Consider the following 22363-nt stretch of genomic DNA (forward strand, 5'->3'; position numbering starts at 1 on the left):
TTAAACGATAAGGTGAGCGGAGCAGCTTTAAGGCATCATCTAAAAAGCGCGCTACACAAGTCCCATAGTGTCAGCGAGTTTAAAACCCACTTGCGCGCTTTAGCCAGCAGAGAGGACTTTGACAACGCCACCAAAGCCCTTATTAGAGAGATTGAGGGGGGAATGCCCCCAGATGATCCAAAATCCTTTGAATATAAGACGGAGGGGACTACAGATATAAAAAGTCTTAGGGTGGAGCTAAGGCAGAGTCTAATCCCTATTTTCAATAAAGATATTATGAAAAAGAGACGGGAGTAGTTGCTAGGTTCAACCAATGGAATCAAAAAAATCTCTAGCGAAAAAGCTTTGAATAAAAGTTTAGAAAATAGTTTCACAAAAAAAGAAGAACGCCCCCTTAAGCGCGTTTTTAATTGCCCTCTATGCTAAGGTAATGGGGGAGGGGGAGTTTGGCTTTGCTAAGACCTATTCTAACCGCGCCATTGATGGGGTAGTAGGCATTGTAGATAGCATTGAATACATCAATGGGCAAGATTGCGAGGCGGATAGATTGCGCGCTTTGAGGTTATCTGTGTGCTTTGTGGACGATGGGATCAGGGCGTGGGGGCGACACACCCACGAATGAGAGCATACTAGACAGCCAAGCGCGCCATAGATTTGCAACTTAACGACGCGCTCAAAGAAGTTACAGACAATTTAGATGCCTTTATGCATTTAATTGGACTGGGGAGAGATTCATTGCCCGCATACACAAGGCCACAACGCCCCTTAGAGGAACTAGGGCATGGGCACTCTTTAAAGTGCGGTAACGCGATTAGATAGGTTCCAAAACCCCCATATGGAGCAGATGGATCAAGGTCAAAAATTACTTAAACAAGCGTCCCTTGCGACCCCTTATACCGTTGTGTTCAGCTCCTCAGGTGAGAGTTCCTCATAGAAGCGTTCCACATCTAAATGTGCACCTAGGTATTGCGTGATTTCCTTAGCGTCTGTCAAGGCGTTTTCTAAACAGCTAGTTGCGCCCGGAGAGGGAGTCATGTTAAAGGTGATGCCCTGATGGGTGATGATTTTGCGCTCACCTAAGATGAGCTTTTTCTTGGAGCGATCCAACACTTGGGGGCGCACTTCCCCAAATCCGGAGGCGTATTGTAAGTCGCTAAGCGATAAGGAGGGAATGATTTTGCGCGCATCGTGCAAGAATTTGCGCTTACCCACATAAGGGATTTCAAAGACAATGTTTTTAAAGACATAATTTCTAATGTCTCTCTCTGTAAAGAGATCAAAGACGATTCCCATTACATCCATGTTGAAGTCCATTTTGAATAATTCCCAGCTAATGCCCTTCAAGCAAGAGGTTTTATGGCGCTCTAGCTTAGGCATGGCTAGGGCTGTGGGACCTAGGCGGGTTTTGCCCTTAATCCACACATCTGGGTCGCCATGCAAGGCTGCAAAGGGCAATTTGGGGTTTTGCACGGTGTAAACCTTACCGCGCAACAATTCGCTAGGCACAAAGTAAAAACTCCCGGCCACGGGCAAACAACCCAAATCCAAACCATAACCCATGGATTGGGCTAGAGGCAAGGAGTAAGACCCCGCGTCCACTAGCACGAATTTGCCATAAATCTCATCGCCCTCCGTGGAGATCACCGCCCATTCGTCTATACAACGCTCGATTCTATCGACCTTGAAACGGAAAAAAGTCTGGTTTTCTGGATTGCACAACATCGCCTCTTGCACAAAATTTTCGCTCAATAGCTCGAAGTTCATGCCACACCAGTATTTTTCAAACCCACTTCCCACCACATTTTCGGGGCGATCTAGACCGTGTTGTTCGGCGATCACCATAGGCTCGATCTCCTTAACCTTAGCTTTGTCAAAGAAAGTAAGCCCCGGGTAGATTTCTTTAAATTCTTCATGTCTTTTAGCGATGAAGGCGCATTCTTTATCTCCCACCCCAATTGCCATTTTCTGCATTTCAAAAATGGCTTTATTTTGGAGGTTTTTGTTAAAGGCGTAACGGCGGATTTTCTCGGCCGCTAGTTTGACTTTTCTAGCCTTCTTGGCGGTGTAATTGGTTTCAATCGCCCCATCGTGGATAGTTTGAGAATTGGCTTTAGCATTAGAGCTCACTCTAGCAACTTTGCTCTCTCTCTCTACAAGGGCAATTTTTTTCAAGTCTGTGTATTGACTCAAGGTCCAAAGCAGGGCGCAACCAGAAACCCCGCCCCCAATGATGATCACATCAAAATCCCGCTTCATACATTTCCTTTATTTGGGTTAAAAAGGCGGATTGTAGCATAATCAATGCGCCGCCAACTTTAAGCTGTAATCATAGAGATCGGACATCGCCTCTATCCGATCGATGAGCAAACGCGTCTTAGAAGACGCGTCCTTGTTTTCCTTGCCTAATTCTAAGGTAGTGATCACGGCTTTGCCAATGTTATAGGTGTGCGTGTCTCCAGATTTCTCCACAGAGATCGCCCAAATGTTGTGCGCCACAATAGCCTTGCGTGCGTGCGTGCCCAAGTAGAGCATGATATGCCCTTTGAGCCAAAGAATGGTAGCAAAAGGGGTGGCATGTTTGATGATATAGGCTTCTTTTTGCAAAGCGTCCATCGCGCTCAAATCCACCATATTATTGGCGTAACGCACTTGGGCTAGGGAATTGCGTGGGAGTAAAATCCCAAAGCTAGCAAAGCTATCGCGTGTAAAGGCGGAACAATCGCGATTTTGATCCGTCCCGCCCCAACCATAGGGCTGACCTAGCATGGTGTCGATTACGGCAGCCATCACGCGCGCGCTCAAGGGACGCGGAAAAGGGGTGAAGTGGCGCGGGTTAAAGGGCGTAGGGATGAGTTTGGCAAAACCCTGTGAATCTTTGGCGTAAGTGTATACCTGTCTGGAGTTGACTAAGGGCAAAATCTCGCCCATATGGGTGAGCGCGACGACTTGGTGCGCGCGGTTATACAAGGGGATTTTATCTTGAAGAGGGGTGATGTAATGGGGGCTATTCATGAGGGTTTGAATCGTAGCGGGTTTAATTAAAGCGAGTTTCTCCACCTTGATCCAGCCATAGACAAAACTGCTTTGGATATGCGCATAAGTCTTGTCCGTATTGTAATGGGTGATGAGCACGGGCGTGCCCGCAAAGATCATTGAATTCTGCCAGCGATCAAAGGGAGATCCCACTTTATTGTAGTAGGGTTTGTCTGTGGGCACGGCGCGCACATCAGCGTCTTGAACCACTAGGGCTTTGAGTGCGTGGCTGGGGTAGTGCGGGGTGTCCATACTCTCCCAAAGCGCTTTTAGGGCTTTGGGATCATTGGGCTGACCTATTGCATCAAACCCACGCGCTTTAAAGAGGTCTTGCATCCAAAAGACTTCTTGGGTGTCGCGCATCACTTCCATACCCGTCCATGGGGCATACCATTGGGCTAAATACGCGTTTTTGAGTTTGTCTTTATCTGGGATAGGGAAAGCGTGTTTGGGGAGATAGTAGTTAGCTTCTTGGGGGAGTTTGAGGTCTAAAAGACTCTCTTGTGCGTTGAGAATCACGGCTAGACTGAGTAAAAAGCCCTTAAGTGCCATAGGTCGCCAATAGCTCCCCCACGCCCTGTTCAACCATGGCATACACTCTTTCTAAGTCCTGCACGCGCGTAAAGGTGTAGGGGTCTGGAATATCCGCCCCTCCCAAGCCAAAATCGCCTAATTTACACACATGGGGGTGGGTGATCCCCAAATCTTTTAAGGCTTCTATATTGCTCTTATCCATCGCTACGATCCACTCAAAGCGATTAGCTAGGGCTTGGGTGATGGGTTTGCTTTTAAAATGGGAGATGTCAAGCCCATGTCGTTGGGCGAGCTGGATAATGGGGGGATGGGGAGGTTCACCTTGATGGAAAGCAGAAATGCCAGCCCCATCTACGCGTAAATCCAAACCCTTATTTTCTACCACATTCTGGGCGATCCCCCTAGCCAACATAGAACGGCAGATATTGCCTAAACACAAGAATAAGAGGCTTTTAGGGGCTTTCATATGCGCAAATAGCTTCTAAGCAAACGCCCATATTGGGGGCTACGCAATTTTTTGATCGCACTACTCTCAATTTGGCGTACGCGCTCCCGTGTTACATTGAGCTCCTTGCCAATTTCTTCTAAGGTGCGATCGCTCTCATCTTCAAGCAAACCAAAACGCATGCGAATCACGGATTTTTCGCGTTCGTTGAGCTGATCGAGCACCCCATCAATTTGGGCTTTCAGATCCTCGCGCATGATGTGATCCATAGACCCCACCACCTTTTCATTTTCCACGAAGTCCCCAAATTTGCCATCATCATCATTGCCCACAGGAGATTCTAGACTAATGGGCTCTTTGGTGATCTTGATGACATTTTTCACCTTCTCTAGGGGCAAGCCCACTTCTTTAGCCACCAAGTCTAAATCCGGCTCCTTGCCATTTTCTTGCATGTATTTGCGCATCACCTTGTTAATGCGGTTGATGGTGTCGATCATGTGGATGGGAATGCGAATCGTGCGGGCTTGATCGGCGATCGCACGACTGATTGCCTGTTTGATCCACCAAGTGGCGTAGGTAGAAAAGCGGTAATTTTTTTCATGTTCGAACTTATCCACCGCCTTCATCAAGCCAATATTACCCTCCTGAATTAAATCCAAAAAGGGCAACCCACGCGAGGTGTAGCGTTTGGCGATACTCACCACCAAGCGCAGGTTAGAACGCGCCATTTTGTTCTTGGCTTTATCAGAAATGAGTTTACCCCGCTTGATTTGCTCCAAGATCTCCTTGAGTTTGCTAGGCTCTAGATCAAAGCCATCCTCACTCGCCTCTTTGGTTTGGAAGAGTTTTTTAATTTCCATATAGCTAGCGATCATGGTCGCCTCAGGCACCATGCTAGCGATCTCCTCCTTGCTCATGTTGGTGATGTTTTTTAAGATATTCTTGTGGTTTTCAATCAAGGCTTCATTGAACAAGGAGAGTTTATACTCTAGGCGTTTTAACTCCTTTTCAAACCCATCGCCACTTTTAAGCGAAGTTTCCATCGCCTTGACCAATTCCCCAATGAGCTTGCTTGTAGGACCTAGATCGTAGAGTTTTTCTTTAAGCACCCGGCGTTTGTAAGCCAAGCTCAAAGCGTGCAAGAGCTCGTCCTCTTGAACGGGGGTGTTGAGAGCTTTAAGCCACTCTTTTTTAGCTTTATTCAAGGCTTTGAAACTTTCGATCACTTTCTGCACGCGTTTGTGATCTTTTTCAGAGAGATTCTTTTTAACCTCAATGGTGCCTTCATCTTCCTCGTCTAGTTCGCTTTCCTCTTCCTTCTTGGTGTTGCTTTCATCGTCATCAAAATTCCTAAATAACTCTTTAACGCGTCTTTCGCGATTAATGAGCGCGTCTTTATAATTGTGGATGAAGTCAATCAAATAGGGCACAGAACAAATCGCATCCAAGATAATGTTCTCGCCCAATTTGATCTGTTTGCTCAATTCGACTTCTTCTTCCTTGCTAAGTAGAGGAATTTCGCCCATCTCGCGCAAATACATGCGCACGGGACTATCGCTTCTAGACCACTCGGTGAAATCCTTTTCTTTGATGAAGTCTAGGTTTTCCTCCGTATCCTCTTCAAGGGTTTTAGATTTCTTACGGGGGGTTTTGCGATCCATAGAGAGTGAGCTTAGGGCACACTCTGAAGAATGCACGAAAGACTTGTTGTATTTGATCGCAAGCTCTTTGATCTTTTTCACCTGAGAAGAGGTGGGGATTTTTTGAAACACATCCAAGAGCCGTTCGTAAGAAATGCTCTGTTCGCCTGTTTTGAAGATGTGCTCCAACTCTTCTTGAAAACTCACTTTGGGGGGATTTTTGGGGGTTTTATCGGATTTTTCCATAGCGATCCTGTCTGACTTGGATTGTGGTAAACCACAAAAAAGAGAAAACACACCCATTATAGTAAAAATTAACTTATGAAAATATTAAGACTAATGAGTTATAATGCGCGCATGTTTGGAATAGGTTTTTTTGAAATTGTAGTGATTTTAGTTGTTGCTATTATCTTTTTAGGACCAGAGAAATTCCCCCAAGCGATGGTGGATTTAGCGCGCTTTTTCAGGGCACTGAAAAAAACCCTCCATGACGCTAAGGAAACCTTGAATCAGGAATTGCATGTAGAAAGCCTCAAACAAGAGAGTTTAGAGTATAAAAAGCTCTTCGATGCAGAAGGACACAAGCTAGGAGACACTTTTAACAAAGAAATAAAAGAGCTCCAACAAGTCCAAGACGACCTGAAAAGTAGCATCGCGCATGCTAACCCCCTAGACGCGCTCTGTGATGAGGTGCAAGCCGATGAAGCCCCCCGCCCCAAAGTGTGCCTAGATAAACCCCCGTTCCCAGATAGACGCGATGTTTGAAGATCTAAAACCCCATCTTGAAGAGTTGCGTAAACGCCTCATCATCTGTATCGCTGTGCTGGTGGGTGCGTTTATCCTGTGCTTTAGCCTATGGGATCGTATTTTTGCATGGATTAGGGCTTCTTATGCAGGCAAATTGATCCAAATTTCGCCCATAGAGGGGATCATGGTGGCTATCAAGGTGAGTTTTTTAGCCTCCTTGGTGGTGGCTATGCCTGTGATCTTTTGGCAATTTTGGCTGTTTATTGCCCCGGGTCTTTACAAGCATGAAAAAAAGATGGTCTTACCCTTTGTCTTTTTTGCTACAATCATGTTTGCTATAGGCGCGTGCTTTGCTTACTATGTGGTTTTTCCCTTTGTGATCCACTACTTGGCTAATTTTGGGAGCGCGGTATTTGAAGCCAATATTTCAGCTTCTAGCTATGTGAGTTTTTTCACACGGCTGATTTTAGGCTTTGGGGTGGCGTTTGAATTACCGGTCTTGGCTTTTTTTCTGGCTAAAGTGGGCTTGATCACAGATGCCACGCTCAAGGGTTATTTCAAATACGCCATCGTGATTATCTTTATCATCGCCGCCATCATCACCCCTCCGGATGTGATGAGTCAGGTCTGCATGGCTTTGCCCCTAATTGGTCTGTATGGGCTCTCCATTCTCATTGCCAAATGGGTTAACCCTGCCCCCAAAGACTCCAATGCCTGAAATCCCCAAAGAGTTTTTGCTCTCCAGCTATCATTATGACCTACCTCCTGAATACATTGCCTCCACCCCTTTATTACCTCCAGAGCAGGCTAAACTCTTGGTCTATGAGCGTGGTAGTGGGCGTATTACTCATAGCCATTTTGCCCATGTCTTTGATTTTTTCCCCAAAGACGCGCTTATCGTGCTCAATGATACAAAAGTCATCAAAGCACGCCTTTATGGACGCAAGGCAAGCGGGGGCAAGATAGAATTATTGATCCACAATCCCCACAATCTCCACCACTTCAACGCCCAAATTAGGGGGCGTATCTCTCAAGGGAGTCTTATTCATCTAGGACAGGAGTATTCTTGTGAAGTGCTAAGCCCCCCTGCTAGTTTACGCCAAGTGTGCTTTTACCACCACCAACACCCTTTAAACTGGGAGGGAGTGCTAACCATGCTCGAATTGCTAGGACATATGCCCATCCCCCCCTATCTCAAACGCCCAGACACCCCTACAGATGCGCAAACCTATCAAAGTGTCTTTGCCAAACATCCCGGAGCCATTGCCGCACCCACCGCCTCACTGCATTTCTCAGAGCATGCCAAAGCGCACCTTTTAACCCATTTTGCCCACGCTTTTTTAACCCTGCATGTAGGGGCAGGGACTTTTTTAGGTGTAGAATGTGAGGACATTAGAGAGCACCCCATGCACTCTGAGGCGTTGTTTATCCCTAAAGACACACAGCATGCCCTAGATCACGCGCCCTATGTCCTCTGTGTGGGCACGACAGCCCTCAGAGGGGTGGAGCATTACAAGCGTGGTAATGCCCTTAAACCCTGTGATCTCTTCTTGCACCCGGGCAACCCGGTTACCCATGTGCATGCCTTGCTGACAAACTTCCATTTGCCCGGATCCACTCTTATTATGTTGGTGGCTTCTATGGTGGGTTTACAAAAGTGTTTAGAACTCTATGGGATCGCCATCACCCATAATTACCGCTTTTATTCCTATGGCGATGCGATGCTGATCTTGTGAGAACACAAACCCTATTGGATCACTTTGGCGCGCTGTTGTTAGAGTGGAATCAAACCCATGCCCTAAGCGGGGTAAAGAATCTAGCCCAAATCCAAGCCCAGATTGTAGATAGCGTGCGGGTGTTGGAGTTTATCCAATCTTTTAAAATTTGTTTAGATATTGGGAGCGGGGCGGGATTTCCGGGTATCCCTTTAGCCATCGCTTGTCCTCATGCGCGTTTTATTCTTGTAGAGCCTAATGCCAAAAAAATCGCCTTTTTACACCATGCCAAAGCGCTATTAGGACTAGACAATGTAATCCTCAAGCGTGCGCGATTACAAGAGTTACCTCCTATGTCCGTAGAACTCATCACCTCTAGGGCACTAATGGGCGCGCAAGAACTCCTCAAACTTAGCGCGCCTTTCTTAAAAGTGGGGGGGTATTTCTTGTTTTACAAGGGAAGTTTGCTAAAAGAAGAGATCGCCTGTTTGCCGAGTGAATGTTTTGTTTATGGCAAAAGGGTGTATTTTTACCGCCAAAAGGAGAGCGCATGCGTGTCTTGATCTTATTGCTTATCATCGGCTGGGTAGTGTGGGTTTTATTCAAACGCGCTAAACCCAAATCCCCCCCTACCTCCTCTGTAGAAAACTTGCTAGAATGCGCGCATTGCAAAACTTACATTTCTAGCAAAGAGGCGATCTTTTTTCAGGGACGCGTGTTCTGTAGCCAACATTGTTTACAAAAGGGAGATTGATGCTCATCCTTGGACACCCTAAAATCCCATGCCCCATGTTTAAATCCATAAGCGAGATCGCCCAGATCGCCCAAAGCACTAACGACATCATCGTGTATTTCTACGCCCACTTAGAAAACGCTTGTGATCTAGCTTACCATTGTTACACACAACGGGTTAAATACGCGGTAGTCGTGTCTAACACCTACGATCTTGCCTTGATGATCAATTTTGCGCCCACTTACATCATCGCCCCCGCGCACGCCCAAGATTTTCAAAGCGTAGCCAATGACTATCTCTTGGATTCTAAAATCCTTATGCCCATTAGCGCGCAAGAAGAAATCACACAAGCCTTACAAATGCGCCTAGATGGGGTGATCTTCATGGAGTGGCTTACACGCGCTTAAGCTAGATCGTGCTAGCATGAACACTTTGGAGAGATGTCCGAGTGGTTGAAGGAGCACGCCTGGAACGCGTGTAAGGTGCAAGCCTTCAAGGGTTCGAATCCCTTTCTCTCCGCCACTACTCCGTAAGATAAACAAAGAATAAATAATATTATCCAGCCGTTTAAAAATGTTAACAAAATTTGGAAAAATTTAGACTATGATCCGCCTTGTTGATAGCTTGGCTACCAATAGAAAATCTTAAAAGGAGTTTAGGATGAAGTTAACCCCCAAAGAGCTAGATAAATTGATGCTCCATTATGCGGGTGAATTGGCGAAGCAACGCAAAGCAAGAGGCATTAAGCTCAATTACACCGAAGCAGTGGCACTGATTAGCGCGCATGTGATGGAAGAGGCGCGTGCGGGTAAGAAGAGTGTTGCCGATTTGATGCAAGAGGGCAGGACACTGCTAAAAAAAGAGGATGTGATGGACGGCGTGGCACACATGATCCACGAAGTGGGGATTGAAGCCAACTTCCCCGATGGAACCAAGCTTGTTACCATCCACACTCCTGTAGAAGACAATGGAAAATTAGCCCCCGGCGAGGTATTCCTAAAAGAAGGCGACATCACTCTTAATGCCGGCAAGGAGGCTATTAGCTTGAAAGTGAAAAACAAAGGCGATCGCCCTGTGCAAGTGGGTTCACACTTCCACTTCTTTGAAGTGAACAAACTCTTGGAATTTGATCGCGAAAAAGCCTTTGGCAAACGCCTAGACATCGCCTCCGGAACAGCCGTGCGCTTTGAACCCGGGGAAGAAAAAAGCGTGGAACTCATTGACATCGGCGGTAATAAACGCGTCTATGGCTTTAATTCTCTAGTGGATCGCCAAGCCGATGCCGATGGTAAAAAGCTCGGCTTGAAACGCGCCAAAGAAAAAGGCTTTGGGGCTGTGCCTGCTTGTTGCGAAGCGTCTAAAAAGTAAATCACAAGGAGAAACCATGAAAAAAATCTCACGAAAAGAATATGTGTCTATGTATGGTCCCACTACAGGGGATCGTGTTAGGCTGGGCGACACCAATTTGATCCTAGAGGTCGAGCATGATTGCACCACCTATGGCGAAGAGATCAAATTTGGGGGCGGGAAAACGATCCGCGATGGGATGAGCCAAACCAATAGTCCTAGCTCTTATGAGCTAGACTTGGTGCTCACCAATGCCTTGATTGTGGATTACACCGGCATTTACAAAGCCGACATTGGCATTAAAGATGGCAAAATTGCGGGCATTGGTAAGGCGGGCAATAAGGATATGCAAGATGGTGTGGACAACAACCTCTGTGTAGGTCCTGCTACTGAAGCGCTAGCCGCTGAAGGGCTCATTGTTACAGCAGGCGGGATTGACACCCACATCCACTTCATTTCTCCCCAACAAATCCCTACCGCCTTTGCTAGTGGGATCACCACTATGATTGGTGGGGGCACAGGTCCAGCGGATGGGACAAACGCCACCACTATTACCCCCGGGCGTGGTAATCTTAAAAGCATGCTCCGCGCTGCTGAGGAATACGCCATGAATTTGGGCTTCTTGGCTAAGGGGAATGTGTCTTACGAACCCTCTTTGCGCGATCAAATCCATGCGGGCGCGATCGGCTTTAAAATCCACGAAGACTGGGGTAGCACACCTGCAGCCATCCACCATTGCTTGAATGTGGCTGATGAATACGATGTGCAAGTAGCCATCCACACCGATACCCTCAATGAGGCCGGTTGTGTGGAAGACACCCTAGAAGCCATTGCCGGGCGCACGATTCACACCTTCCACACTGAAGGGGCTGGGGGCGGGCACGCGCCAGATGTGATTAAAATGGCCGGGGAATACAATATTCTTCCGGCCTCCACTAACCCCACAATCCCTTTCACTAAAAACACTGAAGCCGAACACATGGACATGTTGATGGTTTGCCACCACTTGGATAAAAGCATCAAAGAAGATGTGCAATTTGCCGATTCAAGAATTCGCCCCCAAACCATCGCGGCTGAAGACCAACTCCACGACATGGGGATTTTCTCTATCACTAGCTCTGACTCCCAAGCGATGGGGCGTGTTGGAGAAGTGATCACACGCACTTGGCAAACTGCGGACAAAAACAAAAAAGAGTTCGGTCGCTTGAAAGAAGAAAAGGGCGACAACGACAATTTCCGCATCAAACGCTACATCTCCAAATACACCATCAACCCCGCTATCGCGCATGGGATCGCTGATTATGTGGGCTCTGTGGAAGTGGGCAAATACGCCGATCTCGTGCTTTGGAGTCCGGCTTTCTTTGGGATTAAACCCAATATGATCATTAAGGGCGGATTCATCGCGCTCTCCCAAATGGGTGATGCTAACGCGTCCATCCCCACTCCCCAACCTGTCTATTATCGCGAAATGTTTGGACACCATGGTAAAAACAAATTTGACACCAATATCACTTTTGTGTCCCAAGTGGCTTATGATGAGGGGATCAAGGAACAACTTGGCTTGGAACGCGTGGTGTTGCCCGTGAAAAATTGCCGCAACATCACCAAAAAGGATCTCAAATTCAACGATGTTACCGCACACATTGATGTCAACCCTGAAACCTACAAAGTGAAAGTGGATGGCAAGGAAGTTACTTCCAAAGCGGCAGATGAATTGAGCCTAGCCCAGCTCTACAATTTGTTCTAGGGCGTTTCTAAAGGAGGGGGATTTTAAAATAGAGGGGTTAGTTTAGAGGGGTCATTGATTTACTTTGCTAGTTTATAATGAACCCAAGAGAGGTTTTTTTTCGGGTTTTTCTCCGCACTAGAAACCCTCAAATCTTGCCAAAAGGATGGTAATGTTAGGTCTCGTGCTGTTGTATGTTGCGATCGTGCTGATCAGCAACGGCGTTTCCGGTCTTTCTGGGGTGGACCCCAAGAGCAAGGCTGTGATGAATTTCTTCGTGGGTGGGCTTTCTATCGTCTGTAATATCGTGGCGATTGTCTATTCAACTTTCAATCCCACACCCGGGGTAACAGGTCCTGAAGATGTCGCCCAAGTGTCCCACCATCTAATTAACTTCTATGGTCCGGCAACTGGATTGTTGTTTGGTTTTACCTACTTGTATGCGGCCATCAACAATGTTTATAAACTAGATTGGCGACCCTATGGCTGGTATTGTCTCTTTGTTACCATCAACACCATCCCTGCGGCTATTCTCTCCCACTACTCTGATATGCTTGACGATCACAAAATGCTAGGCATCACAGAGGGCGATTGGTGGGCTTTCATCTGGTTAGCTTGGGGCGTGTTGTGGCTCACTGGCTGGATTGAAGAGGTTTTAGGGATCAAATTGGGGAATTTTGTCCCATGGCTTGCTATCGTGGAAGGGATTGTAACCGCGTGGATTCCTGCTTGGTTACTCTTTATCCAACACTGGGTGTGATATGATTCTAGCCCAAGCCATTTTAGGCAATTTGCACCAACAACCTAGCTCCAAAGAGTTAGATTACATTGACCTAGAGTGGTTTGATACCCAAAGAAAAATGGGGCGTTGGGTGTCGCGAGGGGGGCTAGAGATCGCGCTCAAGCTGGCTAAGTCTCCTGTGATGGGCTTGCGCGATGGGGATATTCTCTTTGAAGACCCTGCGCGCGTGGTGGTCATCAACATTGTGCCCACTGAGGTGATCTGTGTCCATGCGCGCGATTACGCGCAAGTGGCTAAGGTATGCTATGAGGTGGGTAACCGCCATGCCTCTCTCTACTATGGGGATCAAGATTTGAGTTTTAAAACCCCATTTGAAAAGCCCTTAAAAATTCTCTTTGAGAAATTAGGGGTTGCCCATGAGGTTTTACAAAGCAAATTAGACAGCGCACAGCGCATTAGTGTGAGCGCGCCCCATGCCGATCCACTGGGTGTGAGCGCACCCTTGAAATTCCAAGATAGCGACCAATTGGTTGTGATTAAAAGATAGCTATGCAAACAGATTTTATGCTCCTGCAAATTAATGATGCTATGTTTCCCATTGGGAGTTACACCCACTCTTTTGGGCTAGAAACCTATATCCAACACAAACAAGTTTTTGACAAGGCAAGCGCACTAACCTATATGCGCGCATTCCTCAGCACGCAGTTTCTCTATAGCGATCTACTCAGCTTGAAATTAGCTTACACTTATGCTAAAGAGGGCGCGCTAGAACCTCTTTTAGCTATGGAGGAGCGCATCGCCCTAGCCACCCCGCCCCTAGAGTTGCGTAGCGCTAATCAAAAGTTGGGGAGTCGCTTTGTAAAGACTCTTCTAGCCTTAGACCTGCCCCCCCATGCTTTTTTTCACGCCTACACCCAAAAAAGCACCACTCCCACGCATGCGACCGGCTATGGAGTCTTTTGCGCGTGTGTGGATTTAGACTTGGACATGAGCTTAAAGCACTATCTCTATGCCCAAAGCTCAAACGCGGTCATTAACTGTGTGAAAACCATCCCCTTAGCCCAAAATGACGGGCAGCGCATTTTATTAGCCCTGCAAGAAAGTTTTACAGAGATTTTACAACGCTTAGAAGGTTTGGACGAGTCGTATTTATGCGCAGCGAGCATCCATAACGACATCAAAGCGATGCAACACGAGCATTTATACTCTAGACTTTACATGTCTTAAACCATCACAATATAAAGGATTTTCATGGTTAAAATAGGGGTTTGCGGACCTGTGGGCAGTGGTAAAACAGCGTTGATCGAAGCCCTCACGCGCGCGATGAGCCAAGAATATAGCATCGGGGTGATCACCAATGACATCTACACCAAGGAAGACGCAGAATTTTTATGTAAAAATTCGGTGATGCCACGAGAGAGGATTATCGGGGTAGAAACAGGAGGGTGTCCCCACACCGCCATTAGAGAGGACGCGTCCATGAATTTGGAGGCAGTCGAAGAGTTGCATGCCAAATTCCCCGATATTGAACTGATGTTTATTGAGAGTGGCGGGGATAATCTCTCCACCACCTTTAACCCTGAGCTAGCCGATTTTACGATCTTTGTGATCGATGTAGCAGAGGGGGATAAAATCCCTAGAAAAGGGGGACCGGGCATCACACGCTCCGATCTGCTCATCATCAATAAGATCGATCTAGCTCCCTATGTGGGGGCAGATTTGGGCGTGATGGATCGCGATTCTAAGAAAATGCGCGGGGATAAACCCTTTTTATTCACCAATATCCGCTCTAAAGAAGGCTTAGATGCTGTGATTGGCTGGATCAAAAAATACGCGCTATTGCAAGACTAATGCCACACCAAACTACTTACGCCCAAGCTTCTAAGCTGTATTTGAAAACCGCCATCGGGGCGCATGGGCGTTGCGTGATCGCGGATAATTATTTTACCCCCCCCTTCAAGCTCATGCCCGCTTTCCATGAAAAGGATTCTTTGAGCGAAATCATGCTCTTGGTTGTGGGCGCAGGCATGCTCAAAGGCGATGCGCAGGATATTAAGATTGAAATAGGTCAGGGTTGCCAACTCAAGCTCTCTTCTCAAAGTTTTGAGAAAATCTTTGATACAGAGGATGGGTATGCTAGTCGCGATACGCATGTGGTGGTGGAGGAAAACGCCCTGTTGGATTTTTCTCCCTTACCCGTTATTCCCTTTGCCAACGCGCATTTTAAAAACCACACCCAAATCGTGTTACACCCTAATTCTGAGCTACTCTATAGCGAGATCATAGCTGCAGGGCGGATCGCACATGGAGAGGCTTTGCGTTCTATAAGATTCACTCCACGCTGGAGATCTCTTATCAAAGCCCCCAAGAATCTAAACTTCTCTTTGTGGATAACACCATTTTAGACCCCGCGCACATGGATTTAACCAACCCGTGCATGTTCGATTCTTATACCCATTATCTTAACATGGTGGTTTTTACCAAATGCCTGCAACAGGAGGCGATTCAAAAGCTTTTAGAGGAGTCTAAACTCAATGGCGGGCTTAGCGCTTTGCCCTCCTGCCTGCCACAAGGCTATAGTAACCTCTGCCTCAAAGCTCTAGCTTGTGGCTCTGAGCCTTTGCTAGAGTTGCGCCAAGCCATTTCGCAACTTCTGTTGGGCTAAAGGTGTTGCATTGTGCTATACTTTCATCCATATTACATTTTGAGGAGTCTTTATGAAAACGCGCATCGGGATTTATGGGTGTATGGCTTTGGGAGTGATTTTGCTAGGTTGTGCCAACACGCAAAGCCGCGACCAATTAGCCAGCTTCCACAACGCCTATTACGCCAAACAAAACCAGCAAGCCGATCAATTCGCTAAGAGTATTATTGCCCAGGATCAAAAGCAGATCAACGCGCCCCTATGGCAACTACAAGATGGGGTCAATGAGTTTATGATGGGCAATTACAAGGGCTCTTTAGAAGTGCTAGACAAGGCAAATAAAGCCTTTGACACCCATGCTAGAAACTTAGAAAAAGGGATTGCTAAGTTAGGGGCAGCCACTTATGGGAGCGCGATCAATGTGCCCTATGAAGGGCATTATTATGAATGGGAGTTGACCAACTATTACATGGCGCTAGATTACGCGTTTATGGGGAATTTCCAAGACGCTAGGGTGGAATTTAACCGCACTTTGGATCGCCAACGCCGCATTAAAGAAATCTACACTAAGGAGATTCAAAAGAGTTTAGATCAGATGAACGCTGCGGCTAAGAAAAAGGATGCGAACAAGTTGCAAAGCATGACAGCCAGTCTCTCAGACTTTGATCAGCAGTTGAGCAAGCGTTATTCCAATCTCAAGCAATTAGAGGCTTATGATGGGTTTATCAACCCTCTAGTGAACTATGTCGCTGGCTTGTTCTACGGGCTCAATGGGGATCACAGCAAGAGTTTAGATTACCTCAAAGAAGCCTATGCCATCAGCAAAGCCCCCTTTATTGCTCAAGACATCAAACGCTTTGAACGGCATGCTAAGGAGAAGATGACTTGGATCATCATAGAAGATGGTAAACAGCCCACTTTGGGGGAATATAAAAACACAGCCTTTAACTACGCCTTACCCATCTTGCAACCCGGGATGAATTTCCACAGCAATTTTGAACTTTCCACAGGGGGCAAGAATCACAGATTTGAAATCTTATCCCATTTCAATGGGGTGGTGCAGGCTGAGTACAAAAAGACTTTGCCCGCCATTAAAACCCGTGCGATCACTTCAGCCATCTTGAAAACGGGCACAGAGGCTGCGTTAAACACAGCCGGGGAATTAGCCCCGGGCTATGGAGGATTAGCCGCGGGTATCGCTGGATCCATCATGCACGCCACCAACAAAGCCACCACTGCAGCGGACACGCGCAGTTCTACTATCTTCCCCAATACGATCTATATAGCCAGCTTGGAAAACCACCAAGCCCGCGCGAGTAGCTTTAGTGTGGGCATTGACGCTTTAAACCAGCACTTCACCCTCACCACCTGCGATGCCAAGATGCTCAAACAGCCCAACCAAGTTTGTAGCAACGCCAATAACATCATCTTCATCCGCGCTTTCCGTGGCGAGAAAGTTAATGTTAAGATTTTGTCCTTTTAGGACCCCCTAGGGGGTTAAGCGCTAGGAAACCCCCATTTCTCCTCAATGCGCCCAAATTTCCAAATCCCATAAGAGATCGCCCACACCAGCACAAACATGCCTACGATGTAATAGCCCAAGTGTTCAAAATCCAAACCTTGGATATAGCCTAACACCCCGCTAAACTCCCAGCGCATTTGTTCACTGAGCACCTGAAAGAGTTGGATAGACCCAATTCCCAAGGCGACAACCACGCCTAGAGCTGTGATCGTGATATTGTAATAGATTTTGCGCACCGGAGTTTTAAACGCCCAATCGTAGGCTTTGACCATGAAAATTCCATCACAGGTATCAAAGAGAGTCATCCCCGCAGCAAAGGCGATAGGGAGAGCCAACATGCCTAAAACACTGGTTTGAACCGCCACACCCGCTAGGGCTAACAAGGCGATTTGGCTGGCTGTGCCAAAACCTAGCCCAAAGAGAAAGCCCACGGGGAAGACATGCCAGCTTTTAGAGATGAAAGCAAATAGAGAGCCAAAAAAGCGTTTCATCAACCCGTTTTCCTCTAACATGTGTTCTAGGGCTTCTTGGGTGTAGTGTTTGTTTTGGCGTGTAGTCCTTAGCACCTTGAAGAGATCAGCCAAGATACTGGTATTTAAGATTCCCACCAAGAGCAAGAACAAACCTGAGATCACCATCCCCAACATACCCCCCACTTCTTCTAAGATGGGGGCGTGTTTGCGCGCCCAATGCATCGCAAAGGCACTCACAATGGTAACCAAGATCACCACGCTAGAATGCCCTAAAGAAAAGTAAAACCCCACCCCCAAAGCGTCTTGCTTTTGTTGCGTGAGCTTGCGCACGGTGTTATCAATGCAGGCGATGTGATCGGCATCAAAGGCATGCCGACTACCTAAGATATAGGCTGTGAGCGCGGTCCCATAGAAGAGCGGATTATCCGCAAGGAAGAGCAACACCAAAACCAGCAGATGTAAAAAAGCGATGACTAAAATATAAGGTAAATACGAACGCATAAAATCTCCATGAACTTTTAAGAGATTTTAACATAAGAATAGTTATTATTTTCTAATTTAAGAGAAAAAGGAAGCTAGTGGGTGTTGTTTTTACACATTATCTTAGAGGTGGACTCCATTTTTCCTCAATCCTGCCAAATTTCCAAATCCCATAAGAGATCGCCCACACTAGCAAGAACGCCCCCGCCAAGTAGTAGCCCAAATGTCCAAAGTCTAAATTTTGGATATGCCCTAGCACCCCACTAAACTCCCAATGCATTTTCTCGCTCAACACCTGAAAGAGCTCCACCAAACCAATCCCCAAAGCGACAACCACCCCTAGAGCTGTGATCGTGATATTGTAATAGATTTTGCGCACCGGAGTTTTAAACGCCCAATCGTAGGCTTTGACCATAAAGATTCCATCGCAGGTGTCAAATAGGCTCATCCCAGCGGCAAATAAAATCGGCAAGGAGAGCATCCCCATAATACTCAATTTCACACTCGCATTAGCCAGCCCTAAAAGGGCGATCTCACTAGCGGTATCAAAGCCCAGCCCAAAGAGAAACCCAATAGGATAAATGTGCCAACTCTTGGATACAAAGGCAAAGAGGGGTTTGAAAAAGCGATTCATCAAACCGCGATCTTGCAACATCGCTTCTAGGGCTTCTTGGTTATAGTCTTTATTGTGGCGGGTGCGCGCGAACACCTTGAACAAGTCTAGCAGGATTACTGCGTTTAAAACCCCCACCACCAATAAGAACACTCCAGACACCAAAGTCCCCACAACGCCCCCCACTTCTTTTAACATAGGGGTATTTTGGCTAGCCCAATGCACCGCCAAAGCACTCACAATCGTCATTAAAACTACCACGCTAGAATGCCCTAGAGAAAAATAAAACCCCACCCCCAAAGCGTCTTGCTTTTGTTGGGAGAGTTTACGAATCGTGTTGTCAATGCAGGCGATGTGATCGGCATCAAAGGCATGTTTAGCCCCAAAGAGATAGGCAAAGGAGGCGCTACTGTAAAACCTCACATCATTGGCTATCACCAGCAACACCAAGCCCAAGATGTGTAAAAACACGATGAACAGCGCATAAGGCAAACACTGGCGCACGCAAACCACCTTAAAATTTTTTAAAGTAATATTTTATCACAGAATGTCTTAACGATGTGTTTTGGGGAAAATCATGCTAGAATAGGGCTCTAATTTTTCAAAAGGAGTTTTTATGGCTGTTAGTTTAAGCAAAGGTGGGCGCGTTTCTTTGAGCAAGGAAAAACCCGGGCTTTCTAAAATTCTTGTGGGCTTGGGCTGGGATGTCAATACCAGCGACACTGGGAGCGCGTTTGACTTGGACGCGTCTGTATTTCTGACCGATGCGTCTAACAAGGTCAATGATGAGAAAAATTTCGTCTTTTATGGGAATCTCTCCAGCAAAGATGGCTCTGTGGTGCACACCGGGGATAATCGCACCGGTGAGGGTGAGGGCGATGATGAAGTGATCAAAGTGGACTTAGCTAAAGTCTCTAGCGACATTTCAGAAATCCATGTAGTGGTAACCATCCATGAAGCCGATGCGCGCCACCAGAATTTTGGCATGGTGCGCAAGGCGTTTGTGCGCGTGGTGGATGAAAATGACAACCAAGAAATCGTGCGCTACGATTTAGAAGAGGATTTCTCTGTAGAAACCGCTTTGAATTTTGGCAGGTTATATCGTGGCGAGGGCAATGAATGGAAGTTCGCCGCTGTGGGCACGGGCTTTAAGGACGGTTTGGCAGGCTTTTGCAAACAATTTGGCGTGGCGGTTTCTTAGGGGCTTTTAATGGCAGTTAACCTAGTTAAGGGGCAAAAAATCTCACTCAAAAAAGAGGACGGGAACGCCCTTAGGGTCTTTTGTGTGGGAGCTAACTGGGGCGCGATCAGCAAGAAGGGCTTTTTTGGCAACACCAAAACCGAGGCGGTGGATTTGGATTTGAGCGTAGCCCTCTTTGATGGGCAGAAACGCCTGCTGGATTGCGTGTATTTTGGCAAACAGAGTGCCCCGGGGATCAAACACAGCGGGGACGATCGCACCGGAGATGTGGGCGGTGATGATGGATTAGACAATGAGGTCATTAGTATCGCGCTAGATAGCTTGGATACAGCGACCGAGCAGTTAGTCTTTGTGCTCAATTCCTACACCCACATTGATTTTGACAAAATCCCCTTTGCGAGTATCCGCTTGTATGAGGGCACACCCGATCGCGTGAACAATGTCTTTGCTACCTACAATGTAGCCAAAGATGCTACCTTTGCGGGTAAGGAGGCGATGATTTTAGGCAAACTCTACAAACACAATGAAGAGTGGAAGTTTAGCGCCATTGGCGAACCTACGGCTGATGACAAACTAGAAGGGCTCTTAGGGCAGTCTGTGCCTAAATACCTTTGAGTCCCCCCAAACTCACCCCCGAACTTTTAAAACGCTTTTTTGTCGCCGCGTCCATGCGGCGTTGGAATGATCAAGCCTGCCCGGTGGAATTTAGTGAGTTAGACAAGCAGGCGCATAAGGCGATGGTAGCGATCTTGTTAGCCAAGCACTCCCTAGAGCGCGTGGATTACTCCCGCCTTATTACTTACTTCTGTTTTGAATTTTTAAACCGCGTGGTGCTCACCGACATCAAACCCCCCATTTATTACAAACTCTTAGACACCCACCGCCAAGCCCTAGCCGACTATGTGCTAGAGGAAATACAAGAGGAGGTCAAGGGATACGCGCTTTTTAAAGACCTGCATACCTATTTATGCTACCCTCCAAAGGATTTAGAATCCGCCCTTTTGCACGCCGCACACCATTATGTGTCCGCATGGGAGTTTAGCCTCATCTACGATTTTAACCCTAGAATGTATGGAGTCCAAGAGATCAAAGATAGTTTGGATAACGCCCTGCTTTTAGATGGGCAATATTTAAGCCAAGTCCCCCATCTTAAACTGCTTGCCTCCATGTTTGCCCAGCTGCGCTTCCAAAAACGCTGGAGTCAGACCCCAAGAGTGCCAGCTACTAGCGTGCTAGGGCATACCTTGTATGTCGCGCTGTGCGCTTTTTTACTCAGTTTTGATCTAGGCGCGTGTGAGAGCATGCGTATCAACCACTTCTTAGGCGGACTTTTTCACGATTTGCCCGAAATTTTGACTAGGGATATTATCTCACCCATTAAGCACGGAGTCAAGGGCTTGGACGCGTATCTTAAAGAAATAGAAGCCCAAGAGATGGAGAATAAGCTATTGCGTTATGTGAGCGTAGAGTTTAAAGAGGATTTACTCTATTTTACCCAAGAAGAATTTGCCAATCGTTATCGCGACCCCCAGAGTCAAGCAATCCACCAAGTAGGCTTAGACACCCTATGGCAAACCTATAACCATGACCAATACAAGAGTGTGTGCGGGACTCTCTTGAAAGTTTGCGATCAACTCAGCGCCTTTATTGAGGCGAAAATGTCCATAGCCCATGGCGTGCGTAGCGACATCTTGGTGCGCGGGGCGCATAACATGCTAGATCAATACGCCTCCTTAAGTTTGCATGGCATAGACATCGGGGCGTTGTTTAGAGATTTTGCATGCGATGGCTCTTGATCTTTGCCACATGGCTACAAGGGGCAGCGGTGATCACCCTAGACACCCAAGCTAATGCTAAACTTGCCACCTCTAATGCCAATGAGAGCACCATGATCGCTAAATTACAAGAGAGTTTACGCCTCTATAACCAGCTCATCACCCACGCCCAAGCCAAACTCACCAAACTCCAGCAATTACAAGCCTTGCTAGAGCGCGCGCAGGAATTCACCCACGCGCGCACCCTGCCTCCCCAAGACTCCACACTAGCCAGCCTCAAAGAGCAGATCGCGCGTTTACAAAAACGCCAAAACCATCTAAAGACTGCCATGCAACGCCATAACACCCTCATAGAGAGCAAGCGCGCGCGCTTAGAGAAACAATGCCCATGGTTAGATTTTAAACGCGGGGTGATCACGCAGCCCTCTAGCCAACAAGCCCAACAAGCCCAAGCGTTCTTAGAAGATTTGCTAGAGCACTCCCCTAGATTAAGCGGTGCTATCTTAGCCACTCTGCTGTGCGAACATAGCCTGCAAGCGCACGCCCAAAGCGCCCAGCAGAGCCAAATCCAAGCCATGCAGAGTGCGCTTTTAGAGGGGGATTTTAAAGCCTACCGCTCTCTAGCCCAACAACACGCCCGCGCGCAAAAAGCATTGCGCCACAAGCAAGCCCAACACGCCCAAAGCGCTTTAGCTGCCCTTGCCAAACGCCAAGCACAAATGCGCCAATTTCTCTCTCCTAGCGCGTTACAGGGGCGTTTGGAGGCTTTGAATAATACTTTGCTTACCCAACTCCTAGAAGCCAAAACCCCTAACGCCCAAGCGCGCGCCTATAGCCACTACCACCAGCAAGCCCAAGCCCTACAATTAGAATTACTCCTAGAACTCACGCGCCAACTGCACTTTCTCAACGAAACGATAGCGATGGATTCTGCGTTTAAACCCCCCTACGATCTAGGCGCGCCCTAAGGGAAGTTGGGTATAATTATCACTA

24 protein-coding genes, 1 tRNA gene and 2 pseudogenes are annotated in these 22363 nt (G+C 47.2%); 21 read left to right on the forward strand and 6 right to left on the reverse strand.

Features of this window, described 5'->3' with window-relative positions; genetic code table 11:
- Both EAO33_RS06310 and EAO33_RS06315 read left to right on the forward strand, forming a co-directional pair.
- A pseudogene (locus EAO33_RS06310) lies at positions 1–297 on the forward strand (hypothetical protein); the annotation flags it as partial.
- 133 nt (positions 298–430) lie between these two features.
- A complete protein-coding gene (locus EAO33_RS06315; protein ID WP_120945932.1) occupies positions 431–622 on the forward strand; it encodes a phage tail sheath protein in 192 nt (63 codons plus the stop codon).
- Between the two features lie 269 nt (positions 623–891).
- Here the strand turns inward: EAO33_RS06315 and EAO33_RS06320 are convergent, their stop codons facing one another.
- The 4 genes from EAO33_RS06320 to rpoD are packed head-to-tail and all read right to left on the reverse strand — an operon-like array spanning position 892 to position 5898.
- Positions 892–2256, reverse strand: a complete 1365-nt coding sequence (locus EAO33_RS06320) for an FAD-dependent oxidoreductase (protein ID WP_120945933.1) — start codon at positions 2254–2256, stop codon at positions 892–894.
- A gap of 42 nt (positions 2257–2298) precedes the next feature.
- The gene (locus EAO33_RS06325) at positions 2299–3627 is read right to left on the reverse strand and encodes a C40 family peptidase (RefSeq protein ID WP_407920472.1); all 1329 of its coding nucleotides are present in this window, start codon (positions 3625–3627) and stop codon (positions 2299–2301) included.
- On the reverse strand, positions 3575–4033 hold the full coding sequence (locus EAO33_RS06330) for a low molecular weight protein-tyrosine-phosphatase (RefSeq protein WP_120945935.1): 459 nt from the start codon (positions 4031–4033) through the stop codon (positions 3575–3577). The genes EAO33_RS06325 and EAO33_RS06330 overlap by 53 nt, the downstream gene beginning before the upstream one ends.
- Positions 4030–5898, reverse strand: coding sequence for an RNA polymerase sigma factor RpoD (rpoD, locus tag EAO33_RS06335; RefSeq protein WP_120945936.1), 1869 nt, complete (start codon positions 5896–5898; stop codon positions 4030–4032). The genes EAO33_RS06330 and rpoD overlap by 4 nt, the downstream gene beginning before the upstream one ends.
- A 111-nt stretch (positions 5899–6009) precedes the next feature.
- On the opposite strand from rpoD, the gene tatB reads away from it, so the two are divergent.
- The 15 genes and pseudogenes from tatB to EAO33_RS06410 all read left to right on the forward strand — a co-directional run bounded on the left by tatB (position 6010) and on the right by EAO33_RS06410 (position 16789).
- The gene (tatB, locus tag EAO33_RS06340) at positions 6010–6417 is read left to right on the forward strand and encodes a Sec-independent protein translocase protein TatB (protein ID WP_120945965.1); all 408 of its coding nucleotides are present in this window, start codon (positions 6010–6012) and stop codon (positions 6415–6417) included.
- Positions 6410–7117: a twin-arginine translocase subunit TatC gene (gene tatC / locus EAO33_RS06345; RefSeq protein WP_120945937.1), complete on the forward strand. Its 708-nt coding sequence runs from the start codon at positions 6410–6412 to the stop codon at positions 7115–7117. The genes tatB and tatC overlap by 8 nt, the downstream gene beginning before the upstream one ends.
- Positions 7110–8135 (forward strand): tRNA preQ1(34) S-adenosylmethionine ribosyltransferase-isomerase QueA, encoded by a 1026-nt coding sequence (gene queA / locus EAO33_RS06350; protein WP_120945938.1) that lies wholly within the window; start codon positions 7110–7112, stop codon positions 8133–8135. Before tatC ends, queA begins: the two co-directional genes overlap by 8 nt.
- Positions 8132–8677, forward strand: a complete 546-nt coding sequence (gene rsmG, locus EAO33_RS06355) for a 16S rRNA (guanine(527)-N(7))-methyltransferase RsmG (RefSeq protein WP_120945939.1) — start codon at positions 8132–8134, stop codon at positions 8675–8677. Before queA ends, rsmG begins: the two co-directional genes overlap by 4 nt.
- Positions 8665–8868 carry a PP0621 family protein gene (locus tag EAO33_RS06360; RefSeq protein WP_120945940.1) on the forward strand — a complete coding sequence of 68 codons (204 nt, stop codon included), beginning with the start codon at positions 8665–8667 and terminating at the stop codon, positions 8866–8868. The genes rsmG and EAO33_RS06360 overlap by 13 nt, the downstream gene beginning before the upstream one ends.
- Positions 8868–9254 (forward strand): hypothetical protein, encoded by a 387-nt coding sequence (locus tag EAO33_RS06365; protein ID WP_120945941.1) that lies wholly within the window; start codon positions 8868–8870, stop codon positions 9252–9254. The genes EAO33_RS06360 and EAO33_RS06365 overlap by 1 nt, the downstream gene beginning before the upstream one ends.
- A 27-nt stretch (positions 9255–9281) precedes the next feature.
- A tRNA-Ser gene (locus EAO33_RS06370) sits at positions 9282–9369 on the forward strand.
- A gap of 138 nt (positions 9370–9507) precedes the next feature.
- Entirely contained in the window at positions 9508–10215 is a 708-nt protein-coding gene (gene ureA, locus EAO33_RS06375; protein WP_120945942.1) for an urease subunit alpha, read from the forward strand.
- Between the two features lie 16 nt (positions 10216–10231).
- On the forward strand, positions 10232–11941 hold the full coding sequence (gene ureB, locus EAO33_RS06380) for an urease subunit beta (RefSeq protein ID WP_120945943.1): 1710 nt from the start codon (positions 10232–10234) through the stop codon (positions 11939–11941).
- 151 nt (positions 11942–12092) lie between these two features.
- Positions 12093–12680, forward strand: coding sequence for an AmiS/UreI family transporter (locus EAO33_RS06385; RefSeq protein ID WP_120945944.1), 588 nt, complete (start codon positions 12093–12095; stop codon positions 12678–12680).
- A 1-nt stretch (position 12681) separates the two neighbouring features.
- The gene (locus tag EAO33_RS06390) at positions 12682–13209 is read left to right on the forward strand and encodes an urease accessory protein UreE (protein ID WP_205589522.1); all 528 of its coding nucleotides are present in this window, start codon (positions 12682–12684) and stop codon (positions 13207–13209) included.
- 2 nt (positions 13210–13211) lie between these two features.
- A complete protein-coding gene (locus EAO33_RS06395; RefSeq protein WP_120945945.1) occupies positions 13212–13889 on the forward strand; it encodes an urease accessory protein UreF in 678 nt (225 codons plus the stop codon).
- Between the two features lie 24 nt (positions 13890–13913).
- The gene (ureG, locus tag EAO33_RS06400) at positions 13914–14513 is read left to right on the forward strand and encodes an urease accessory protein UreG (RefSeq protein ID WP_120945946.1); all 600 of its coding nucleotides are present in this window, start codon (positions 13914–13916) and stop codon (positions 14511–14513) included.
- Positions 14513–15327 (forward strand): annotated as a pseudogene (locus EAO33_RS06405) (urease accessory protein UreD). Before ureG ends, EAO33_RS06405 begins: the two are co-directional and overlap by 1 nt.
- A 52-nt stretch (positions 15328–15379) precedes the next feature.
- On the forward strand, positions 15380–16789 hold the full coding sequence (locus EAO33_RS06410) for a hypothetical protein (protein ID WP_120945947.1): 1410 nt from the start codon (positions 15380–15382) through the stop codon (positions 16787–16789).
- Positions 16790–16803: 14 nt separating this feature from the next.
- Here the strand turns inward: EAO33_RS06410 and EAO33_RS06415 are convergent, their stop codons facing one another.
- Entirely contained in the window at positions 16804–17802 is a 999-nt protein-coding gene (locus EAO33_RS06415) for a HoxN/HupN/NixA family nickel/cobalt transporter (RefSeq protein ID WP_120945948.1), read from the reverse strand.
- Positions 17803–17899: 97 nt separating this feature from the next.
- Positions 17900–18898, reverse strand: a complete 999-nt coding sequence (locus tag EAO33_RS06420) for a HoxN/HupN/NixA family nickel/cobalt transporter (protein ID WP_120945949.1) — start codon at positions 18896–18898, stop codon at positions 17900–17902.
- Positions 18899–19010: 112 nt separating this feature from the next.
- Here EAO33_RS06420 and EAO33_RS06425 point away from each other — a divergent pair, with 112 nt between their 5' ends.
- The 4 genes from EAO33_RS06425 to EAO33_RS06440 are packed head-to-tail and all read left to right on the forward strand — an operon-like array spanning position 19011 to position 22338.
- Positions 19011–19595, forward strand: a complete 585-nt coding sequence (locus EAO33_RS06425; protein ID WP_120945950.1) for a TerD family protein — start codon at positions 19011–19013, stop codon at positions 19593–19595.
- 9 nt (positions 19596–19604) lie between these two features.
- On the forward strand, positions 19605–20210 hold the full coding sequence (locus EAO33_RS06430; RefSeq protein ID WP_120945951.1) for a TerD family protein: 606 nt from the start codon (positions 19605–19607) through the stop codon (positions 20208–20210).
- A 53-nt stretch (positions 20211–20263) separates the two neighbouring features.
- Positions 20264–21391: an HD domain-containing protein gene (locus EAO33_RS06435; protein WP_120945967.1), complete on the forward strand. Its 1128-nt coding sequence runs from the start codon at positions 20264–20266 to the stop codon at positions 21389–21391.
- Positions 21376–22338 carry a hypothetical protein gene (locus EAO33_RS06440; RefSeq protein ID WP_120952683.1) on the forward strand — a complete coding sequence of 321 codons (963 nt, stop codon included), beginning with the start codon at positions 21376–21378 and terminating at the stop codon, positions 22336–22338. Before EAO33_RS06435 ends, EAO33_RS06440 begins: the two co-directional genes overlap by 16 nt.
- Positions 22339–22363: the final 25 nt, after the last annotated feature.

It is taken from the genome of Helicobacter labacensis (assembly GCF_003660285.1).
GTDB lineage: Bacteria > Campylobacterota > Campylobacteria > Campylobacterales > Helicobacteraceae > Helicobacter > Helicobacter labacensis.